Origin of the sequence: Microbacterium sp. MPKO10, from assembly GCF_026107415.2 — a bacterium.
Classification (GTDB): Bacteria; Actinomycetota; Actinomycetes; order Actinomycetales; family Microbacteriaceae; genus Paramicrobacterium.
On sequence record NZ_JAPCHX010000001.1, the window covers coordinates 844,443 to 865,091 of the forward strand.

General features: G+C 63.8%; 17 protein-coding genes, 1 tRNA gene and 1 pseudogene. 5 read left to right on the forward strand and 14 right to left on the reverse strand.

Translation table 11 applies throughout. The features are described 5' to 3' along the window. Positions 1-431: 431 nt before the first annotated feature. The 7 genes from pknB to OK352_RS04045 form a co-directional block, all read right to left on the reverse strand. On the reverse strand, positions 432-2,258 hold the full coding sequence (pknB, locus tag OK352_RS04015) for a Stk1 family PASTA domain-containing Ser/Thr kinase (protein ID WP_265140097.1): 1,827 nt from the start codon (positions 2,256-2,258) through the stop codon (positions 432-434). Between the two features lie 121 nt (positions 2,259-2,379). Further along, a complete protein-coding gene (locus OK352_RS04020; protein ID WP_265140098.1) occupies positions 2,380-4,230 on the reverse strand; it encodes a protein kinase domain-containing protein in 1,851 nt (616 codons plus the stop codon). Continuing rightward, the gene (locus OK352_RS04025; RefSeq protein WP_265140099.1) at positions 4,227-5,687 is read right to left on the reverse strand and encodes a peptidoglycan D,D-transpeptidase FtsI family protein; all 1,461 of its coding nucleotides are present in this window, start codon (positions 5,685-5,687) and stop codon (positions 4,227-4,229) included. Before OK352_RS04025 ends, OK352_RS04020 begins: the two co-directional genes overlap by 4 nt. Next, positions 5,684-7,090, reverse strand: a complete 1,407-nt coding sequence (locus OK352_RS04030) for an FtsW/RodA/SpoVE family cell cycle protein (protein ID WP_265140100.1) — start codon at positions 7,088-7,090, stop codon at positions 5,684-5,686. Before OK352_RS04030 ends, OK352_RS04025 begins: the two co-directional genes overlap by 4 nt. Beyond that, positions 7,087-8,418 (reverse strand): Stp1/IreP family PP2C-type Ser/Thr phosphatase, encoded by a 1,332-nt coding sequence (locus OK352_RS04035; protein ID WP_265140101.1) that lies wholly within the window; start codon positions 8,416-8,418, stop codon positions 7,087-7,089. Before OK352_RS04035 ends, OK352_RS04030 begins: the two co-directional genes overlap by 4 nt. A gap of 3 nt (positions 8,419-8,421) precedes the next feature. Continuing rightward, complete coding sequence (locus OK352_RS04040; protein ID WP_265140102.1) at positions 8,422-8,943, reverse strand: FHA domain-containing protein FhaB/FipA; 522 nt, start codon at positions 8,941-8,943, stop codon at positions 8,422-8,424. Then, positions 8,940-9,674, reverse strand: a complete 735-nt coding sequence (locus OK352_RS04045; protein ID WP_265140103.1) for an FhaA domain-containing protein — start codon at positions 9,672-9,674, stop codon at positions 8,940-8,942. The genes OK352_RS04040 and OK352_RS04045 overlap by 4 nt, the downstream gene beginning before the upstream one ends. Before the next feature lie 166 nt (positions 9,675-9,840). Here OK352_RS04045 and OK352_RS04050 point away from each other — a divergent pair. Then, positions 9,841-9,924, forward strand: a tRNA-Leu gene (locus tag OK352_RS04050). A 104-nt stretch (positions 9,925-10,028) separates the two neighbouring features. On the opposite strand, the gene OK352_RS04055 is transcribed toward OK352_RS04050, so the two are convergent. Continuing rightward, on the reverse strand, positions 10,029-11,465 hold the full coding sequence (locus OK352_RS04055; protein WP_265140104.1) for a type II toxin-antitoxin system HipA family toxin: 1,437 nt from the start codon (positions 11,463-11,465) through the stop codon (positions 10,029-10,031). Next, on the reverse strand, positions 11,465-11,713 hold the full coding sequence (locus OK352_RS04060; protein WP_265140105.1) for a helix-turn-helix transcriptional regulator: 249 nt from the start codon (positions 11,711-11,713) through the stop codon (positions 11,465-11,467). Before OK352_RS04060 ends, OK352_RS04055 begins: the two co-directional genes overlap by 1 nt. 329 nt (positions 11,714-12,042) lie before the next feature. Between OK352_RS04060 and OK352_RS04065 the strand changes: the two genes are divergently transcribed. Then, positions 12,043-12,612 (forward strand): DapH/DapD/GlmU-related protein, encoded by a 570-nt coding sequence (locus tag OK352_RS04065; protein WP_265140106.1) that lies wholly within the window; start codon positions 12,043-12,045, stop codon positions 12,610-12,612. Positions 12,613-12,810: 198 nt separating this feature from the next. Here OK352_RS04065 and OK352_RS04070 read toward each other — a convergent pair. Continuing rightward, positions 12,811-12,924, reverse strand: a pseudogene (locus OK352_RS04070) (peptide-methionine (S)-S-oxide reductase); the annotation flags it as partial. 363 nt (positions 12,925-13,287) lie between these two features. On the opposite strand from OK352_RS04070, the gene OK352_RS04075 reads away from it, so the two are divergent. Further along, on the forward strand, positions 13,288-14,541 hold the full coding sequence (locus OK352_RS04075) for an ATP-binding protein (RefSeq protein ID WP_265140107.1): 1,254 nt from the start codon (positions 13,288-13,290) through the stop codon (positions 14,539-14,541). A 45-nt stretch (positions 14,542-14,586) separates the two neighbouring features. On the opposite strand, the gene msrA is transcribed toward OK352_RS04075, so the two are convergent. After that, entirely contained in the window at positions 14,587-15,141 is a 555-nt protein-coding gene (gene msrA / locus OK352_RS04080) for a peptide-methionine (S)-S-oxide reductase MsrA (RefSeq protein WP_265140108.1), read from the reverse strand. A 245-nt stretch (positions 15,142-15,386) separates the two neighbouring features. On the opposite strand from msrA, the gene OK352_RS04085 reads away from it, so the two are divergent. Further along, positions 15,387-16,532: an NAD(P)-binding domain-containing protein gene (locus OK352_RS04085; RefSeq protein WP_265140109.1), complete on the forward strand. Its 1,146-nt coding sequence runs from the start codon at positions 15,387-15,389 to the stop codon at positions 16,530-16,532. 161 nt (positions 16,533-16,693) lie between these two features. On the opposite strand, the gene OK352_RS04090 is transcribed toward OK352_RS04085, so the two are convergent. Further along, on the reverse strand, positions 16,694-17,467 hold the full coding sequence (locus OK352_RS04090) for an amidohydrolase family protein (protein WP_265140110.1): 774 nt from the start codon (positions 17,465-17,467) through the stop codon (positions 16,694-16,696). A 292-nt stretch (positions 17,468-17,759) separates the two neighbouring features. Between OK352_RS04090 and OK352_RS04095 the strand changes: the two genes are divergently transcribed. Further along, entirely contained in the window at positions 17,760-19,019 is a 1,260-nt protein-coding gene (locus OK352_RS04095; protein WP_265140111.1) for an ATP-binding protein, read from the forward strand. Between the two features lie 16 nt (positions 19,020-19,035). Here OK352_RS04095 and OK352_RS04100 read toward each other — a convergent pair whose 3' ends face one another. Both OK352_RS04100 and OK352_RS04105 read right to left on the reverse strand, forming a co-directional pair. Next, the gene (locus OK352_RS04100) at positions 19,036-19,695 is read right to left on the reverse strand and encodes an MBL fold metallo-hydrolase (protein WP_265140112.1); all 660 of its coding nucleotides are present in this window, start codon (positions 19,693-19,695) and stop codon (positions 19,036-19,038) included. A 206-nt stretch (positions 19,696-19,901) separates the two neighbouring features. Further along, positions 19,902-20,555, reverse strand: coding sequence for an MIP/aquaporin family protein (locus OK352_RS04105; protein WP_265140113.1), 654 nt, complete (start codon positions 20,553-20,555; stop codon positions 19,902-19,904). Between the last annotated feature and the right edge of the window lie 94 nt (positions 20,556-20,649).

Genomic DNA, 20,649 nt, shown 5'->3' on the forward strand with positions numbered 1-20,649 from the left:
TGTCACGCCCGCTTGACCCTGTGCCCGTACACATCAGTGTTGCGCCGGCCTGACGCAGTGCCCGCACACATCGTTGCCGCGCCCGTCTGACGCCCGCGCGGCCGAACAAGGTGTCCTGCTGCGGACAAGTTGGGGGCGCACACCTGCAGAAGATGTCCGTGCGCACACACCTTGGCGTCACCCGGCGCGCAGAGCCGCCCCGCGCCAGCGAACGACGCTGCGTCGCCTCATGATCCGCGTTTGTGAACGGGGCCCGGCCCGATAGACGCGCCGTCGAACAAAGTGTCATGCTGCGGACAAGTTGGGGGCGCACACCTGCAGAAGATGTCCGTGCGCATATAACTTGGTGTCACCGAGTGCTCAGTACGCGTCCGCGCCAGAACCGTCCGTGTGTCGTGCGAGTCCCCGCCGAGCGAATCCTCCGTGTGTGATCAGTGGTTCTCGCGCGCCGGTGTGCTCTGTGCATTCGGCGAACCCTGATTGTCGCCGCCGCCGCCATTCCCGTTGCCACCGTCGTTGCCGCCACCGTCGTCGCCGCCATCATCGGGCTCACCCGAACAGTAGGTCAGCTCGATCGTCGAGTGCTGGGGAACTTCGCCCGGGCCGATCGACTGCTTCGTGACCGGGTTTCCCTCCGCAGCGACGCACGACGAATCGGGTACATCGATCACGGTGAGAGCGTATTTTTCGCCCTCGAGCTCCTGCCGGGCCGTCTCGAGTGCCTTGCCCGTCATGTCCGGGATAGTCACCATGCCGTCAGAGATCACGATGTCCACTGTGGTGCCCTCGGGGACTTCCTCCCCATTGGCGGGCGACGTCGAGAGCACGGTGTCTTCCGGGACGGACGGCGAATTCTCAGAGCTGATCGAGCCCACTTCGAGCCCGGCATCCTCGATCTTCGCCTTCGCATCATCGAGCGACATATTGCTGACATCGGGCACCGGGTTGAGTTCGGCACCTGTCGACACGTACACCTTCACCTGCGTGTTCGGGTCGACCCGCGTGCCTTCTTCGGGATCGACGGAGATCACGTCGCCCGCCGGCACATCGGCGCTCGGCTTTTCGTACTTGGTGGGCAGCAGGTCCAGATCGGTGAGTGTCTTCTCGGCGCTCTCCCACGTCGACCCCACAAGGCTCGGGATCGTACGCGAGGCAGACGGGATCGGCGCCGCCGACGGGAGGGTGATCACCCAGACAAGCACGGCAATCATGATCACCGCGACAACGGTGACCCCGGCCCAGATCCAGACGACCGGAGGGCGCCGCTGCGTGCGCGTGACGGTGTCATCGTTGGTCAGCTGACGCAGCGCCTGCTCCGTGTCGTTCACGGGCGCGGGGGCGGCGCCGAACAGCTCGGTCGCCACGTCGTCATCGCGCGACATCGCCACGGTGTCGAGCGGAATATGTCCGTCGGCAGCGAGGTCCAGTGCTTCGCTGAACTCGCTCGCCGTCTGATACCGCTGATAGCGGTCTTTGGCGAGCCCCGTCAGCACGGCCTTGTCGATGGCGGGCGTCACGGCGTCGTTGAGCGAAGATGGCTTCACCGGCGTCTCGCTCACGTGCTGATACGCGACGGCGACGGCGGTGTCTCCGATGAATGGAGCACGGCCGGTGAGCATCTCGAACAGTACAACGGATGCCGAGTAGATATCGGTCCGGGCGTCGACCGTTTCGCCCTTCGCCTGCTCCGGCGAGAAGTATGAGGCCGTCCCGAGAATCTGCGTCGTCTGGGCGACCGTCGACGACGTGTCGCTCACGGCGCGGGCGATGCCGAAGTCCATCACCTTCACGACGCCCTCTGGCGTGATCATGATGTTGCCCGGCTTGATGTCACGGTGCACGACGCCCGCGCGGTGCGAATACTCGAGGGCGGTGAGGATGTCTTGGGTGATGCGCACGGCCTCGTCGACCTCGAGGGGGCCCTGTGCGATCAGATCCTTGAGCTGGTGGCCCTGCACGTACTCCATGACGATGAAGGGTTCGCGCTCGATCTCGCCGTTCTCGCGGCGGACGGACTCTTCACCGGCGTCGTAGACGCGCACGATGCTCGAGTGCGACATGCGCGACGCGGCCTGTGCCTCCTGACGGAAGCGCGTGCGGAAGGCGGGGTCGCTCGCAAGATCGGATTTGAGGATCTTGATGGCGACGTTGCGACCGAGCTTGGTGTCGCGCCCCTTATAGACGACCGCCATGCCGCCTCGTCCGATGACGGAACCGACATGGTACCGCCCGGCGAGGATCCGCTCTTCGTCAACCACCCCATGAACTCCGAATCGTCGGACGCCGCCCCTCTCGGGGCCCTGAACGCGTATAGCCTATCGGGCGGATGCTGGACAGTCGCCGGAACCCTGACACTCCGCCGCGGATCGTAACGATCTGTTACCGGCGCGCCAGGGCTTCTTCGCTCGGCGGAAGGGCGCCCAGGGTGATCCCGGAGCTCGAGTTCCCGTCACCACTCGTGCGTTCTTCCTGCCCCTGACTTGTGCCGCCGCCGTTGCCGCCCGTGTCGCCGTCGCCCGGAGTTCTGTTGACCTGGACGAGCGTCGAGTCGGACGCTTCAGACTGCACGTCATCGCAGAAGACCGTGAGCGAGACGCTGACGGAGTCGGTGCCGGCGGGAATCGTGATGTCAGTGCCCATGCTGCCGCTCGGCTTGACGTCCACCGACTCCGGGCTTCCGCCACGGGCCGAGACGCGATAGTTGGTCGGCTCTCCGGCCGGGCACTCGCGGTACGGGTTCCACGTGACATTGATCGTGACGTCTTCGCCCTCGGTGCCCTCAACAGAGCACGGCGAGCTGACGCACCCGTTGACGGCAGGCGCATCCGGTGCGGGTGGTGTCTCGGGCGCGGGCACCTCGTCATAAACCGTGAGCGTGATGGTCGCGCCCGGGTCGACCTTGTTGAATGGGTTCACGTCGTAGACGGTGTTCACGGTGTCTTCACTCGACGCCGCATCGCCGACCTGCTTCTTCGGGGTGAGGCCGAGCTCCTTGAGTTTGTTCGCGGCGTCGTCGTACGACAGCCCGATGTAGTCGTTCTTGTTGATCGTGACCCGGGTGTTCTCGGGCGTCGGAGTCGACGATGTTTCGGGTGGCGCAGACGTCGTCGTCGGCGGGGTCGTCGTGCCGCCGGCATCCGGGTCACCGTTCATGTTGACGAGGGCGAAGATCGTTCCAGCCAGCACGATCGCGAGCACGGCGATCAGCACGATGAGCGGCCACGTCCACGGGCTGCGCTTCTTTTTCTTCTCTCCCTCGTCGCCTTCTTCACCCGCGACGGGGAGCGACGCCGTTCCGGTGTCTTCGTGCTCGCCGATCAGCTGGGTGGTGTCGTCGCTGCCCCCGGCAAGGATGCTGGTTCCGCCCGTGCCCTCGCCGACAGCGGGTACCGCGGCCGTGGCGGCCGAGACGTCGCCGCGACGCAGCGCGTTCGCGGCGCGCACCACGTGCGCCGTCGAGGCCGGACGATCGTCGGGGTTCTTCGCGATCATCGAGAACACGAGGTTGCGCACCGGCTCAGCGACGGTGGCGGGAAGCTCGGGCGGGGCGTCGTTGATCTGCGCCATGGCGATCGCCACCTGCGACTCGCCGGTGAACGGGCGCTTGCCCGCGAGGCACTCGTAGGCGACGATGCCGAGCGAATAGATGTCTGTCGACGGGGATGCTGGGTGCCCAGACGCCTGCTCAGGCGAGAGGTACTGCACTGTTCCCATGACCTGACCGGTCGCGGTGAGCGGAACCTGGTCGGCGATGCGGGCGATGCCGAAGTCAGTGATCTTCACCCGGCGGTCGGGGGTGATCAGCAGGTTGCCCGGCTTGATGTCGCGGTGCACGAGGCCCGCCGTGTGCGCGGCCTGCAGCGCGGCGGCTGTCTGCGCGACGATGTCGAGTGTCGCGTCCGTCGACAGCACGTGCTCGCGCTCGAGTGTTGACGAGAGGGCCTCACCGGGCACGAGTTCCATGACGAGGAAGGCCGAGCCGTTCTCTTCGCCGTAGTCGAAGACGTTGGCGATGCCCTCGTGGTTGACGAGCGCAGCGTGCCGCGCCTCGGCACGAAAGCGCTCGAGGAAGCCGGGGTCGCCCATGTACTCGTCTTTGAGGATCTTGATGGCGACCGTTCGGCCGATGACGTTGTCCGTGGCTTTCCAGACTTCGCCCATGCCTCCGATGGCGATGCGAGACTCCAACTCGTATCGCCCGCCGAAGGTCACCCCTGCCATGGGTCTCATTCGTTCAGCACCGCCTCGATTACCTTTTTGGCGACCGGTGCGGCAATTGCATTGCCGCTGCCGGACTGGCCCTTTCCGCCACCATCTTCAATTACGACTGCTACTGCGACCTGGGGGTTATCCGCGGGGGCGAAGCCGGTGAACCACAGGGAGTATGGCTCGTCGGACCCGTTCTCGGCTGTGCCCGTCTTTCCTGCCACACTGACTCCGTCTATTGTGGCATTACTCGCGGCTCCGCTTCGGACGCTGAGCTGCATGGCGGCAGACACGTCTGCCGCCACCTCGGGCGTCGTGGCCTCGTTGTACACCGTGGGCGCGAAGCTCTGCAGCACCTCGAGGTTGCGTCCCGTCACCCGGTCGACGAGCGTTGGCGTCATGACCGTGCCCTCGTTCGCGAGGCCGGCCGACACCATCGCCATCTGCAGAGGCGTCGACCTGACGTCACCCTGCCCGAAACCCGTGAGCGCCGTCTGAGCGTCATCCAGCCCCTCTTGCGGGTACCGGCTGGTGCCGCACTGCAATGGAATCGTGATGTTCTCGTCGTTGAAGCCGAACGATTCAGCAGCATCCCGGATCGCTTCGTCGCCGAGTTCGACGGCGAGTTCCGCCATCGGGATGTTGCAGCTGAGCCGAATCGCATCGGAGATCGTCACCTCGTCACCGGAGCCGCACGTTCCGCGGGTCGCGTTGTAGATCTTGTGCGAGGTGCCCGGCGGTGTGTAAGTCGCCGGGTTCGGCAGCTTTGAATCGGGTGTGAAATCGCCTGACGCAAAAGCAGCGGCGGCGACAACGACCTTGAACGTCGATCCCGGCGGGTTCTGATCCCCGCTCGTCGCCCGGTTGTACAGAGGCTTGGCCGGGTCGTCGAGCAGGGAGTTATAGGTGTCGAGGACGGTCTCGCTGTCATGCGCCGCGAGCGTATTCGGGTCGAACGTGGGCGTGGTGACCATGGCGAGGATGCGCCCCGTCTTGGGCTCGATGGCCACGAGTCCGCCCGTGTAGCCCTGCATGGCCTCCCAGGCAGCATCCTGAACCGCGGGGTCGATCGTGACCTCGACGGCCGCGCCCTTGGGATCCTGCCCGGCGATGATCTGGTTGAGCGTGTCGAGGAACTGCGAGTTCGCCGTCCCCGAGAGGTACTGGTTCATCGCATGCTCGAGACCGGAGGAGCCCTGCGTGGGGTTGAAGTATCCGGTGACGGCGGCGTACTTGTCTCCTTCGGGATACGTGCGCTGATACACGAAGCGATCGCCAGTCGGCTCGGATGCTGCCAGCACGGTGTCGCCGGCCAGAATCGCGCCGCGCTCGGTCTGGTAACTGTCGTAGAGGGTCCGCGTGTTGCGCGGGTCTGCGGCGAGAGCATCCGCCTGAATGCCCTGGATGAGGGTGGTCGACACGAACAGGGCGAGGAACATTGCCACGACGACGAGGCCGACGCGCTTCATTTCTTTGTTCACGAACTCACCTCCGCGGGTTTGCGGCGGACGCTGTCGCTGACGCGCAGCAGGATGGCGACGATCATCCAGTTGGCCACGAGCGACGATCCGCCCGCGGCCAGGAACGGCGCGGTGAGGCCGGTGAGCGGAATCACGCGGGTGACGCCGCCGACCATGATGAACACCTGCAGCGCGATCGTGAACGATAGGCCGAGCGCGAGCAGTTTGCTGAAGTCGTCTTGCCCGACGAAGCCGACACGGATGCCGCGCGAGACGAGCACGAGGTAGAGCACCAGAATGGCGAACAGTCCGGCGAGCCCGAGTTCTTCACCGAGGCTCGCGACAATGTAGTCGCTGTCGGCCAGGGGCGTGAGGTACGGCCTGCCCTGCCCCAGACCGGTGCCGATGAGCCCGCCATGGGCGAGGCCGAAGATGCCCTGCACCAGCTGGTAGCTATTGCCTGCATCCCCGCCGTTGTAGACGGCGTCGCTGAACGCATTGATCCAGTTGTTGAACCGGTTCTGCACGTACGTGAGGTACTGGCTGGCCACGAACGCGCCGGCACCGAAGAGCACGCCGCCGATCAGCACCCAGCTGAGTCGCCCGGTAGCCACGTACAGCATCACCGTGAACATGCCGAAGTACAGCAGTGCCGTACCGAGGTCGCGCTCGAAGATGATGACGAGCATCGCAAAGACCCACACGACGAGAATGGGCCCCAAGTCGCGCAGGCGCGGGAACCGCACGCCGAGCACCTTCTTGCCCACCATCGAGAGGCTGTCGCGCGTGCGCACGAGGTAACCGGCGAAGAACACGGCGAGGGCGATCTTCGCGACCTCGCCCGGTTGGAACGACAGCAGGTCGCCGATGCCGATCCAGACCTTCGCACCGCCGACGCTCTTGCCGAGGCCCGGCACGAGTGGCAGGAGCAGTAGAACGAACGCTCCGAGGCCGAAGATGTACGTGTACCGGAACAGCGAGCGGTGGTTCTTCAGAAACAGCACGATGACGATCGCCGCGATGATGGCGATGGCGCTCCACGCGATCTGGCGAGTGGATGCTGCCGCCCACCCGGCATTGCCCTCGGCGATGTCGATGCGGTAGATCTCGGCGATGCCGAGCCCGTTGAGCACGGTGGCGATCGGCAGAAGCAGCGGATCGGCCTGCACGGCCACGTAGCGCAGGCAGATGTGCAGCCCGAACACGAGCACCGAGAGGGCGGCGCCGAAGTAGATGAGCGAGTAGTCAAGCGCGCCGAGCGCCCCCAGCTGCACAAGCATGATCGCGACGGTGTTCACGACGCAGGCGAAGACCAGCAGCATCAGCTCGCGGTTGCGCAGCTTCTGCGGCACGTGCAGCTTCTTCATGATGCGGATGACCGCGGTGTCGGGGGTGACGCTGTTCGCGTCTTTCACGTCGGTCATCCGTCTGCCCCCGGTGTCGAGGTGGCGGTGGGTGTGTCAGTGGGAGACGGAGATTCCGTGGGCGCGGGTGTGCCCGTGTCAGCATCCTGTTCTTCGTCTCTGTCGATGCGCAGCCGCGACACGATGTCCATGGCGTCTTCGAGGCTCGCGGCGCTGATGGTGCGCTCGACCTCCTGCCGGTCGTAGAACGACAGTTCGCTCAGCAGGATGCCGGTGTCGTCGTACTCCTGCGACAGTGACAGGGGGCCGACGTTCTGCTGGATGCCCTGATAGATCACCACGGTGTCGTTGTCGGCGCCGACGTAGTAGCGCGTCTGCGTCCACGAGTATGCGGCGAGCAGGCTGAGCACGAGCGCCAGCACCAGCACGATGATGCCGAGCGTCCACGTCAGGCGCCGCCGCTTCACGCGCCTCGCGTCCTCCTCGATGAGCTCCTCGAGGTAGTCCTCGCTCGCAGGCTCGAAGTGTGACGGGTCGAGGGGAGCGACGCGACCGGTGTGCAGGCGCAGCGCGGGAATGAGCCCCGTGCGGCGCGACGGCTTGACTTCGAATGCGAGGGGGCGGGATGCTGATCCCACCGTGACGGGGCCGGATGCTGTGCTCTTGGCGCCGACGTCGAGGACGACGACCGTGACGTTGTCAGGTGCCCCGTTGTCGAGCGTCTTCTTGACCAGCCGGTCTGCCGTCTTCTGCGCGTTCTGCCCCGACGCGACGATGCGCAGAGTGTCGCGGTCGTCCACGTAGTCACTCAGGCCGTCAGAGCAGATGATCCAGCGATCGCCGTCGTGCAGGGGCATCGACAGTGTGTCGACCTCGGGCGAGGTGTCGACGTCGCCGAGCACACGCATCAGCACCGACCGGCGCGGGTGCACTCGGGCCTCCGCCTGTGTGATGCGCCCCGAGTCGACAAGTCGCTGCACGAACGTGTGGTCTGTGGTGATCTGCGTCAGCTCACCGTCGCGGTACAGGTAGATGCGCGAATCGCCGATGTGCGCGATCGCCACCTCGTCGCCCACGATCATGAGGGCGTCGACGGTCGTGCCCATGCCGGTGAGCTCCGGATGCTCGAAGACGGTCTCGCTCAGCTGGTCGTTCGCCGCCATGATGGCGTCCTGCATCGCGAACTGCGCATCTTCAACCGTCTCGTACGCAGCATCCGCCTCGATGATTCGGTTGGCGGCGATGGCCGAGGCGACGTCTCCGCCCGCGTGCCCGCCCATGCCATCCGCGATCATGAACAAGTGGGTGCCGGCATAGCCGGAATCCTGGTTGTTCGAGCGGATCTTGCCGACGTCTGTCGCGGCCGCCGCGTTCGCGGAGAGGGGCATGGATCAGCCTCGCAGCTCGAACGTCGTCTGGCCCACCTTGATGGGGGCGCCGAGCGTGATGGGCGTCGGTGCGCCGACGCGTTTGCCGGCGAGGTAGGTTCCGTTCGTCGAGTCGAGGTCTTGCAGCATCCAGTCGTCGTTCCACAGCAGCAGCCGTGCGTGGTGTGTCGAGGTGTAGTCATCGCGCAGCACGAGCGTCGAGTCGGCGGCGCGTCCGATGGTGATGGGGCCTTTTCCAAGGGGCACTTCGGTGCCCTGCTTTGTGCCCGAGGTGATCACGATGCGTGTGACGTTGTGCACTGTGGCGTTGCCGCTGCGGGCCGCGCGCGGTGCGGCGGCCGGGGCCGGTGCGGGTTTCGCCTGCGGCGGGGCGGATGCTGCTCGCGCGCTCGACTGCTTGCCCGCGTCCACCTTGCGGCCCTGCCCGAACAGGTCGGAGCGCAGCGCGTAGACGACGCCGAGCACGAAGAACCAGAGGAGGATGAGGAATCCGAATCGAAGGACGAGAAGTGTCAGTTCACTCACGACGCTGGCCCCCAGAATCCGCCCATGTCGGTGCGCCGGGTGGGAATGTCGGCGTGTGACGCGGGGCGCGCCTGGGCGAGCACGCGGAAGGTGATGCGCGTGCGCCCGATCTGAATGACGGAGTCGGGTTCGAGTGCCGCCTGGCTGATCTTCGCCCCGTTGAGCGTTGATCCGTTCGTCGATCCGAGGTCGCGCACCTGAGCGCGCTCGCCGTCCCAGAGGATCTCCACGTGCTTGCGGCTGGTTCCGGTGTCGTTGACGGTGATGTCGGCGTCGCTGCCGCGCCCGATGACCGTGCGTGACTGGCGGATGGGGTGGCGCTTGCCGTCGATGTCGACGACGGGCTGCCACGTGACGTCGCCCTTCACGTTCTCGGCGTCGACCTGCAGCATCCCGTCACTCAGCTTCGGATCGGCGGCGAACGAGATGTCGACGGCTCCGGCGAACTGGTAGCCCTGCTGTTTCGCGTGCTTCTGCACCACGGAGGTGAGCTCGTCGATGAGCGTGGGGCCCAAGCGGTCCATGCGCTCGTGGTCGTCGACGGACATGCGCACGCTGAACCGGTTGGGGGTCAGGATGCGGTCGCGGGTGACGATCGCCGCGTTGGTGTCGAGCTCGCGTTTGAGCGCGCTGGAGATCTCAACGGGCTGCAGGCCCGCGCGGAAGGTCTTCGCGAACGCGCCGTTGACGGCACGCTCCAGTCCCTTCTCGAAGTTATCCAGAATCCCCACAGTGCTCCAGTTTTCGTTCAGTGGCTACGCACATGCTAGTAGGAAGGACTGGGAGAGGGCACCTTGTGCGGCGCTCTCCAAGCCAATGTGGTGCGGTCGTGCGGAATAGGAATCGTGCGTCTTTTCATGCTAATCTCGCTGAGTTGACACAGTGCTGTCAACGCTCGCGCGAGTGGCGGAATTGGTAGACGCGCTGGCTTCAGGTGCCAGTGTTCGCAAGAACGTGGGGGTTCAAGTCCCCCCTCGCGCACAGTGGGTTGGATCCGCGTTTTGCGGATCAGCATTCGATTGTTCATCGCAGGGTTGCTATTCGGTACCGCCCAGTTCGTGTGGGCACGTCTTCGAGAACGGTCCTTAGCGCGTTGATCGCTTGCGGTAGTGGCCGGTGATCCATCGACCGTTGCGCCACGTGCCCGGTTCCCAGAGGCCGCGTGAACGTGGCGTGCCCACTGCGGTCTTCCCTGTGAAACGTGGAAGGGCACGGAGACTCAGGTCTTCCCCCTGTGTTCGGTGCACGAGATCGGTGGCGAACGCCGCGATGCGCACGGGCATTGCACGCAACTCCGTGGTCACCATGGACGAGGGCACTTGGCCGATGGCCTGCTCGAAGGCATTCGGGAGTTCTTTCGCCATCTGCTCAAGTCGTCCGATGAAGTCCGTGCGCTGCATCCCGAGCACGTCGGCAGTGCGGGCGATGTTGCGCCCGGAAATCAGCCGATATCTGCGCTCTTTGCCGTACTTCACTGCCGCACTCGAGGTGTACGCGACTCGGTTTTCGTCCCAGATGCCGTGCGCAGAGATCAGGTCGTATGCGGGAGCGAGCCTGGTGTTGTTACCGACGTGCAGCATGCTGTGGTTCTTGGCATGTGCGTCGACGCCAGCGACGAGGAGGTTGAACGCAAACAGGTCCGCGAGAGCTCGCAGGTCTTCGGTGCGGTAAGCCGGTGTCGACGTGCGGGAGACGAGCTCGACCATGTCGGCCATGGTCGGCCCGCCGTCCTCTTCGTATTTGCGCGATGGGAAGACACTGAGCGCTTGGCAGAAGTCTTCCTGATGCACGCGTACGACGTTGCCGTCACGAATGCGGCGGTCGTATCGAGCGGTGACGAACGCGGGCACGCCATCAAAGTCGAGGATGTCGACAAATGCCGCGCGAATGCCGAGGGCGCGCGCGGCGCGCATCGTGACGAATTCCAGGGCTTGGATGTGATCGTCCGTATGCCCGGCAGCGATCACCATGCCCGGCTTGACGATGTGCGTGCTCGCAGCATGGCCGTTGGGCTCAAACCACTCGCCATCGATTTGGGCCACAGCGAACTTGCCCTGATTGCCTCCGAGAGAGAATCGGCTCTCATCTTCATCGGAGTCGTCGACCCAATGAGCGGGATCAGCGAGGATGGCACGCACGCGTCTGGCGATCTCACGTTCGGACATCGGTGAGAGCTCGCCGGCGGCTGTGGGAACCGCATCCTCCGGGACCACCTGGACAGACCCTGGCGCGTCTTCACCCATGTGCGCCAGGAGTGTAAAGGGGTCGCTACGTCGCTCCCCGAACTTCGCCGCCCAGCGCGTGCGCACCTCCTCTGCGTCTGGCAGCAGGTTAGAAAGCCACGGCATGACCACATCGGGACCGTGACCGAGCGCGCTCATGGGCATGCTCTTCGATAGTGGCGTGGAGCGCGGATCCTGACGGTATGCCTCGTTGTAGAGGAATTCGACCTGGTCCTGCTCACCGCACATGAGCTTGCCGGCGAAGCGAGCGTCCACCCAGACGTCGAGGACATCGGTCATTACAGGTCCTCGAACAGCTCGTCAAGGATGCCCGAGCGCTCACTCTTTTTAAGCTCGACGGTGTAGCCGAGGACAGCTGCAACGTCGATCACTGCGTCAAGTGATGGTGCGACCTTGCCCGACTCCAGGTCGTGCACCCAACGCCTGCTCTTGCGTACTGCCTGGGCGAGATCGTCCTGCGTCAGGTTCGAACGCAACCTGTTGCTCCGCACGAACTCGGCGAACGCCGCCGTGGATGGTATTTCCATGACTACCTCCGAGTGCAGAATACTTCCCACAAAAAGTTATGAGCAGTTTACTGCACATAACTACAAAAGGGAAGTATTCTGCACATAAGCGGTCCGAGTGTGCGGTGCCACCATCGTTAGGCCACAGGATGGAACTCTTCGTCGGCTGGTGTGAGCTACTCCGGGTTTTGCGGGGTGGCCCTGAAGGGGGCAGGGATCGCGATCACATCATGGTGGAAAAATCAGGAGTTGATCCGCGACAGCCACGCCTCGCTGCGCAGCCTTTGTGGCACTTCTTCGTCAGGCTCTCGAACAAGACGTGCTCTGCGGCAGAGCGTTAGCCTCGAGTCATGAACCTCGACGATCTGCTCCGCGCCCTCAACTCCGGTGAGACGATCACCGGCGACTCTCCGCTTCACGAGGTCATGCACCGCGTGAGCCAGGAGGCCCTGCGGATCGCCGGAGAGCTGAACAGCGGCTATCACGAGCCATCGCGCGTGCGCGAACTTCTCACCGACTTGACCGGCACCCCGGTCGACGAGACGGTGCGGGTTTTCCCGCCCTTCACCTCTGATTTCGGCAAGAACATCACTCTTGGCAAGCGCGTGTTCATCAATTCAGGATGCCGCTTTCAGGACCAAGGCGGCGTGACGATCGGTGATGACTGCCTGATCGGTCACAACGCTGTTCTCGCGACGTTGAACCATGACCTCGATCCGGTACGGCGCGCTGACATGCATCCGGCACCAATCGTGATTGAGAGAAATGTCTGGATCGGCGCGAACGTCACTATCTTGCCGGGCGTGACGATCGGAGAGGATGCTGTCGTGGCAGCCGCCTCAGTCGTGACGAAGGATGTGCCTGCGCGCACCGTCGTCGTCGGGTCACCCGCCCGAGTCGTGCGCTCCCTCGACGACTGAACCCGAGCTGACGAGTACGGACGCTCATCGTTACGGAAACCCATCGTCGCGCATCGAGCGTCGCGTCGGATCACGTACTGCTGCGCCGTGCGGCGTCACATCACGTCGTCTCGCGCTGCGTCGCGCCGCAGCATCCGTACTCAGTGAATCAGGCGGAGGCGGCGTCTCGTTTCGGCAGCACCCACCCGGCACGCGGGAAGCCGAGCGATAACTCGTGCCCCGGTCGTTGCCCTGCTGGTTGAGGGCCGATGTGTCGTGGATCTGAAAGAAGAAGGCAAGAACGTCGCGAAGTATCGTCTGTGTCGGATCGAAGGAGCCCTCAAGCCACACCGTGTTCTCGTCGTAAACACGGAGGATTCGCCGAACCCGGGCAGAGAGATTGCACGGGCGAGAGAAGGGGCATCGAACGAATTCGATCAATACCCCACAGCGCATTGTTTCTTGCAATATTTGCTTCAGGTGTGTTCCTCTTCTGTCGGCGTGCCGCCCGGTAGCTGTACCTACGGGCTGGTGTCTGGTGCCCTGCCAACAGGGGGAGCCGGGATTCCGCCATTGATTCCGCAAACTGCACATCAAGCTCTCTGCAAGGCGCACTATAAAAGGTCTGCAAACTGCATTATAAAAGATCTGCAAACTGCACTATAAAAGATCTGCAAACTGCACTAATATCACAGTATGGACTACGTAGCGCGGTGCATCGATCAGCGGATCCTTCGCTCTCTGGGCGCTATGGGTGCGGTCTTCATAGAAGGTCCTCGAGCGTGCGGAAAGACATCGACGGGCCTGCAGCATGCGCGGAGTTCGATCCGTCTCGATGAATCGCCTCAATTGGTCGCGTTAGCGGAGCTTGATCCGCGTTCGCTGCTGATCGGTGAGGCGCCGAGGCTCATCGATGAGTGGCAGTTAGCTCCAGCTATCTGGAATGTGATTCGACACGAGATTGATGATCGACAGTTGTCAGGGCAGTTCATTGTCTCTGGTTCTGCCAGGCCAGCAGATGATGTACGTCGACACTCGGGAGCGGGAAGAATCTCGCGCGCACGTATGCGCACGATGTCGCTTGCGGAAAGTGGGCGATCAAGTGGGGATGTATCTCTGAGCGAGCTGGACGCGGTAGGGCAGCTCAGTGGAGTCCGTTCGCACCTCACATATCAGGATCTCGCGGCGGAGGCAGTTCGTGGTGGTTGGCCAACACTTCTCGAAGCGACGACCGAAGATGCGATCGAGTTCAATGAGTCGTACAGTGCCGATCTGATGGCGGTTGATGTAATTCAGGCAGGAGGAGTGCGTCACGACCCAGCCAAGATGCGGCGCCTGCTCGTGAGTTTGGCAAGAAATGTTTCTGCAGAGGTCTCGATCGCAAAGCTGGTCGATGATGTCGCGTCGAACGGTGTGGAGATTGGGCGCAACACAGTCAGCGATTATCTCGACGCTCTGCGCGCAGTATTCGCCATTGAAGAAATACCTGCGTGGGCCGCGAGCCTTCGATCACGTACTCGACTTCGCCAGCAGCCGAAGAGGCATCTTGCGGACCCAGCTCTTGCCTGCGCGTTGCTTGGCCTATCTGCCGCGCGCTTAGCGCGCGACCCGGAATATTTCGGCCAAGTGTTTGAAGCAATGGCGATACGGGACCTGCAGGTATACGTAGAGCGAAACGGCGGACACGTCTACCACTATCGGGACAGTGGCGGACTCGAGGCCGATGCAATCGTTGAATATCGGGACGGTAGCTGGGCGGCTATCGAGGTCAAACTCGGCGCGAGCAAGATCGCAGAAGCCGAAGCGAATTTGCTGAAACTGCGGGATGAACGAATTGATCTCGAGCGCATGGGAACGCCACGCTTCATGGCAGTTGTGACGGGGACCGAATACGGTTACACGATGCCCTCGGGAGTGCATGTGATCCCACTGGGGGCCCTCTCGGCATAGTCCCCACTCGTTATGGCACAGGCGACAACGAGTATTCGCCTGTGCTTACGCGGAGGCGGCGTCTCGTTTCGGCAGCACCCACCCGGCACGCGGGAAGTGGCAGGTGTAGCCGTTGGGGTACTTCTCGAGGTAGTCCTGGTGCTCAGGCTCGGCCTCCCAGAACGGTCCGAGCGGCTCGATCGTGGTCACAGCTTTTCCCGGCCAGAGACCGGAGGCGTCGACATCGGCGATCGTCTCGCGAGCAACCATCTCCTGCTCTGGGGTGACCGGGAAGATCGCCGAGCGATAACTCGTGCCCCGGTCGTTGCCCTGCTGGTTGAGGGTCGAGGGGTCGTGGATCTGGAAGAAGAACGCGAGAATATCGCGATACGTCGTCTTCGCCGGGTCGTAGACAATCTCCAGAGCCTCAGCATGCCCTGGGTGGTGACGATACGTGGCGTGGTCGTTCTCGCCTCCCGTGTACCCGACGCGCGTTCCGAGCACTCCCGGCTGACGGCGGACAAGGTCTTCCATACCCCAGAAGCATCCGCCCGCCAGAATGGCCGTCTCTGTGCCGTCGCGGCGGGTGATCTCCCCGGAATCCTGCTTTCCGCTCGTCATGATGCGTGCTCCTTCTCTTGATGGCATCGGGCAACCCGACCACGTCTCGTCTTTACCGTAACCCCACGACTCACGGGGGCGGGCTGTATGACGGCGTCACCATCGGGCTCTACAGGGTTCAACACCGGAGCACACCGTTTTGATTCCAGCCATGTGCGCCCGCGACAGCATCCCGGATCGACCCTCGGCTTGCCTGGCGTGGGCGGGGAGGGAAGATCGCGCCGCACCGAGGCGTTGCACCAAGCATGGCCACCACTCAACGCACCGCGACTGTCGTCGTGATCGGTGCGGGTCAGGCGGGACTTTCGGCCGCCTTTCACCTGCAGCGTCTCGGGTATGACAGCGCACTCGACGACGATGCCGAATACCCAACGTTCGTGGTTCTCGACGCCAATCCAGCGCCGGGTGGGGCATGGCAGCACCGGTGGAAGTCCCTCACGATGAACACCGTGAACGGCATCTTCGACCTGCCGGGCATGGAGAAGCCACCCATCGACGATGCCGAGCCGAGCAGAACGGCTGTGCCGCATTATTTCGCCGACTACGAGAGCACGTTCGACCTGCCGATCATGAGACCCGTGCGCGTGATGTCTGTCGAACGGGCGGATGCTGCGCCCGACGGCGATCTCGTCGTCGAGACGACCGACGAGACGTGGCGCACACGAGCGATCATCAATGCCAGCGGCACGTGGGACAACCCGCGACTTCCCACCCTGCCGGGAGCCGAGACGTTCCGTGGCCGCCAGCTGCACACGCGCGACTACGTCTCGCTCGACGAATTCGCGGGCCAGCGTGTCGCCATCGTCGGCGGCGGAATCTCGTCGATCCAGCACCTCGAAGAGATCTCGCGCGTCGCAACGACGCTCTGGTACACCCGGCGCGAACCGGTGTGGCTCGACGGGTCGTTCAGGCCGGAGACCGAGGGGCGTGCCACGATCTCGGCGGTAAAAGCCGACGTCGAGGCCGGGCGACCCTCGGGCAGCATCGTCTCGTACACGGGACTGCCTTGGACGTCGTATGCGCTTGAGGCGAAGGCGCGCGGTGTGCTCGATCGTCGCCCGATATTCACCGCGCTCGAACCGCACGGAGTTCGCGAGGCGGACGGCTCTCTCACAACCGTCGACACCATTCTTTGGGCGACGGGATTCGCAGCATCTCTCGCGCATCTGGACCCGCTGCAGCTTCGGCACGAACTCGGCGGCATCGTCACGCGCAACACTCGTGTCGTGGACGAACCACGTGTGCATCTCGTCGGCTTCGGGCCGTCACAGTCCACACTCGGTGCCAACCGTGACGGCAGGCACGCGGCGACTGAGATCGATCGGATGCTGGGGCGCGACGGTCGCCCGGCACGCGCGCGTAGCCGGGCAGCATCCGGAGCTGTTGCCTGAGTTGTGGCAATCGTTGTCCACAGGCACACCCTGGCGAGCGGTTATCCACATGCGCGGATGATGCAGCGTCGTTGTGGGCAGCCCGGTGTAGACAGCACACCGACGGCCGGCGCAACGGTTTGGGGTCCGGAAGTTCGTCGTCTCCGTGATGGAGCGCGAGCCTACGACGCGTCAGCGACGCGATACAGGCGGCGCGCGTTCTCGGCAAGCACCGCGCGGGCGCGGTCGTCACCCACCGCCGCGCGCACGCGGTCGAGGTCGGAATCCGCGAACGGCACCTTCGCGCGGGTTGAGGGCAGGTCGCTGCCGAAGATGAGTGCGTTCGGGTTGGCCCGGTCGATCGTCGCCATGAGAGCATCCGGGTCACTCACCGACATGCGGCCGAAACCCGTCGCCTTCACGACAAGTCCGGCTTCGACCAGCGAGAGCAGCGTGCCCGTGGTGTCGTCGCTCATACCGAGGTGGTCGACGGAAGCCTGGGGGAGCCGACGGAGCGTGCTCTCAAGGTCGGGGAGGTCGGCAGCATCCACGTAGAGTTCGCTGTGCCAGCCGGCGACGTCATGCACCCGGCGCGCGAACTGCTCCATATCTGACAGATCGATGGTCGCGCCACGGTAGAGATTGAACCGCACAGCGCGGACGCCGGCAGCATCCAGTCTGGTGATCTCGACGTCCGTGACGTCGGCGGTCAGCTGGGTGACGCCGACGAAGCCGGGGCCCAGGCGCTCGAGCGCGGCAATGAGATAGCTCTGGTCGGTTCCCTGAAACGAACCGCTCACCACAGTGCCGCCCGTAATGCCAAGGTGACGGGTTCGCTGGAGGTAGTCGTCTGCCGTGAAGGCTTCGGGCAGGTATCCGTTATTGGGAATGAGCGGGAACGCGGGATCGACGATGTGGAAGTGCGCATCGAAGACTGCGGTGTCAGTCGGCTGCATGGCACCACTTTACGAGCATTGGAGCTCGTGTTGGGGTGTTCGCGCGTGCCGAGCGCGGAGGCCACATCGCCCGACCAGGCTGGAGAAGCATCGAACTCGCTCCGCGTGGATCTTCGGGGTAGCAAAGCGCAGGGGGACTCGCGGTGTTGCTGCGATCGAAAGGATCGCGATTGGGTGGCGGAGGACTGCGGTGGTGAAACGGCGACCAGACTGCGGCAAAACGGCGAGGACAGGAGGGTAGAACGGCGAGATTGACGCGGTGAAACGGCGAGAATCCCGTAGAATTGGAGTCATGGGTGTGCCGGAACACATGAGAGAGCGCTTTGTTGCAGCGCAGGTTCGCGATGCTCTGAACGACACTCGAATTGTCATGATTCAAGGAGCTCGGCAAGTCGGAAAATCGACGCTTGCTGCCGCCGTTGCCGCCGAACGCAGCAACAGGATCGTTACGCTTGACGACGAAGCATCGCGGGCGTTCGCCTCCGACGATCCCGTCGGGTTCGTCACGCAATTCCCGGAAGGGCTACTGGTCGTCGACGAGATCCAGCGGGCTCCGCACCTGGCGATCGCGCTGAAAGCAAGCGTGGACCGGGACAAACAAGCCGGTCGTTTTCTCATAACCGGGTCAGCGAACCTCCTCGACCTCACCGCAACCCAAGAATCACTGGCGGGCCGTGTTGAGACAATCAGTTTGGAATCGTTCAGCCAGGGTGAGATCGAGAACCGAAGAGGGACGTTCGTTGACGCGGTACTCAACGGACTGGCACAACATGGTGCCCACAGTGACCTTACGCGAGAGGACTACCTACAGATTGCCTGCGACGGTGGGTACCCCGAAGCATTGGCACGCTCGTCGTTTGCACGCCGAACACGCTGGTACGACGCGTATCTGACGCAGGTTCTCAACCGTGACGCTTCGGATATCTCAGGTTTGCATCGCCTCGCAGATCTGCCTCGCATCGTTCGCCTCATCGCGGCCCGCGCGGGGACGGGAATGGTGTGGAACGCTGTGGCCTCCGAGGCAGGAATTCCTCGCCGCACTCTCGAACCGTACGTGAAACTGCTTGAAACGCTCTACATCACGCACACGCTTCCGGCGTGGACACCGAATATTACTGGGCGTGAAGTGAAGCAGCCCAAGGTATTCTTGCGCGATACTGGCCTGCTGGCTGCTCTTCTCAGACTTAGTCCAGACGGACTGCGGTCTCCTGCGAATCGGAGCATGGCAGGACCTCTGTTGGAGTCGTTTGTCGTTGGCGAAGTGAGAAGGCAGTTGGAGTGGGCACACAGTCGGGCCTCCCTTCACCATTACCGCGATAGCCGGGGCACCGAAGTCGATCTGGTTCTCGAGGCGCCCGACGGTCGCATCGTAGGAATCGAGATCAAAGCGGCAGTCACGGTACAAGCGAAAGACATTCAAGGTCTTGCGGCGTTGCGGGATCGCCTCGGGGCTCGGTTCGTCGCTGGCTATGTGCTGCATACGGGGCAAGACACACAACAAGCTGGTGACAGAATTTTCGCCGCGCCCCTTGCAATACTCTGGCGGTCCTGAATGCGCAGCAGGCCGCTTACCAGCCGCGGGCACGCCACTCGGGGAGGGCGGGGCGCTCGGCACCGAGCGTCGTGGGGTCGCCGTGGCCCGGGAACACCCGTGTGCTGTCGGGGAACCGGTCAAAGAGACGCGACGTGACATCGGTGAAGAGCTGATTGAACCGCACAGGATCGTCGCCCGTGTTTCCGACGCCGCCGGGAAAGAGGCTGTCCCCGGTAAACAGCAGCGTCGGTTCCTCGCCCAGCGCGAGTGCGACCGAGCCCGGCGTATGGCCGCGAAGCGCAATGACCTCGAGCGCGACGCCATCGATGCTCACCCGGTCGCCGTCGTCAAGCAGCACGTCAGCGTCGACGCTGCGCTCGGCAGTGAGCTGCGCAGCATCCGCCCGCCCAATCGCCACCCGCGCGCCCGTCTTGTTCGCGATCTCTGCCGTGGCACGCGTGTGATCCCAGTGCGCGTGCGTCGTCACGATGGTGCCCAGGCGCGTCGTGCGGCCGGCATCCTGTTCACCATCGTGGAGCAGGGCAGAAATGGATGCCGCGTCCGCAGCCGCGTCGATGAGCAGCTGCTCGCCCGACCGCCGTGCCGTGACGAGATACACGGCATTGTTCATCGACGAGACGAAGATGCGGCGCACGGTGTACGTCGGGTGGGCGACGAGCAGCTCGGAAACCATGGTGACTCCCTTCGGCGATGCGGCTGCCTCCACTCTGCCATGCGCGGCAGGTTGAACCGTGTGCTGCCCGCCCCTCCCTTCGTAGGCGGCAGCGCGATGCTTCCGCTTTGTCATGTCGGCTAGGCGCCGCCGCGCTGTCTTGGCTGCTGTGCGTGTGGTTCTGGTCGTCAGCGAGAACGTAGGCACAGGCCTGAGTCGCGGGATCGTCAGCGCTCGGCGTCTGCCTTCTTCGCGAGGTCGTGAACGTTCAGCAGGCGGAACGCACCGGCCGCGAGTGCTCCGCCGACAAGCGGCGCGACGACGTACAGCCAGAGCGCGGACCACGAGAACTGCCCGCTCACGGCGAGGCCCAGCCCGACGGCAGGGTTGAAACCGCCGCCCGAGATGCTGCCGACTGTCGCCGCACCGACGAACACTGTCGTTCCGATCGCGAGACCATAGAACGAGTTGCCGTCGTGATCCTTTGACGTCGCCGTGTTGAGAACGACATATACGAGGATGAATGAGAAGACGGCTTCAACGATGAACGACGGCACGACCTCGATCTCAAGTGCCGCTTCTGGGCGCGGCAGAATCGCCATACTGAGCAGGGCTCCGAGTGCCCCACCGATGAACTGGGCGACGATGTACGCGAAGAAGTCGCCGACACTCATAGCCCCGCGAAGCAGTGCACCGAGCGAGACAGCAGGGTTGATGTGCCCGCCCGAGATATGACCGGTCGCATACACCAGCACCATCAGCGCAAACCCGATGGCCAGTGGGGCGAAGTCGCCCGCGTTGTTGACTGCGGCGATGATCGCAAAGACGAAGAGGAATGTGGCGAGTGCCTCTGCCGTCGCTTTTCTGATGGTTCCGGTCATAACTGTGCTCCTTTGCGAGTCTCCGGGTCATTCCGGAGTTGAGTCAATTATGCCGAAGCCTGTCTCTCGCGCGGCGGTGCCGGGCGGGCAGGTC

Excerpts from the sequence above, each read along its gene's own strand:
- OK352_RS04105 (WP_265140113.1), bottom strand. The coding sequence starts at position 20,555 with ATGACCGGAACCATCAGAAAAGCGACGGCAGAGGCACTCGCCACATTC.
- OK352_RS04090 (WP_265140110.1), bottom strand. The coding sequence starts at position 17,467 with ATGCAGCCGACTGACACCGCAGTCTTCGATGCGCACTTCCACATCGTC.
- OK352_RS04035 (WP_265140101.1), bottom strand. The coding sequence starts at position 8,418 with ATGCCCCTCTCCGCGAACGCGGCGGCCGCGACAGACGTCGGCAAGATC.
- OK352_RS04020 (WP_265140098.1), bottom strand. The coding sequence starts at position 4,230 with ATGAGACCCATGGCAGGGGTGACCTTCGGCGGGCGATACGAGTTGGAG.
- msrA (WP_265140108.1), bottom strand. The coding sequence starts at position 15,141 with ATGACGAGCGGAAAGCAGGATTCCGGGGAGATCACCCGCCGCGACGGC.
- OK352_RS04075 (WP_265140107.1), top strand. The coding sequence starts at position 13,288 with ATGGACTACGTAGCGCGGTGCATCGATCAGCGGATCCTTCGCTCTCTG.
- OK352_RS04055 (WP_265140104.1), bottom strand. The coding sequence starts at position 11,465 with ATGACCGATGTCCTCGACGTCTGGGTGGACGCTCGCTTCGCCGGCAAG.
- OK352_RS04030 (WP_265140100.1), bottom strand. The coding sequence starts at position 7,090 with ATGACCGACGTGAAAGACGCGAACAGCGTCACCCCCGACACCGCGGTC.
- OK352_RS04065 (WP_265140106.1), top strand. The coding sequence starts at position 12,043 with ATGAACCTCGACGATCTGCTCCGCGCCCTCAACTCCGGTGAGACGATC.
- OK352_RS04060 (WP_265140105.1), bottom strand. The coding sequence starts at position 11,713 with ATGGAAATACCATCCACGGCGGCGTTCGCCGAGTTCGTGCGGAGCAAC.
- OK352_RS04095 (WP_265140111.1), top strand. The coding sequence starts at position 17,760 with ATGGGTGTGCCGGAACACATGAGAGAGCGCTTTGTTGCAGCGCAGGTT.
- OK352_RS04085 (WP_265140109.1), top strand. The coding sequence starts at position 15,387 with ATGGCCACCACTCAACGCACCGCGACTGTCGTCGTGATCGGTGCGGGT.
- OK352_RS04100 (WP_265140112.1), bottom strand. The coding sequence starts at position 19,695 with ATGGTTTCCGAGCTGCTCGTCGCCCACCCGACGTACACCGTGCGCCGC.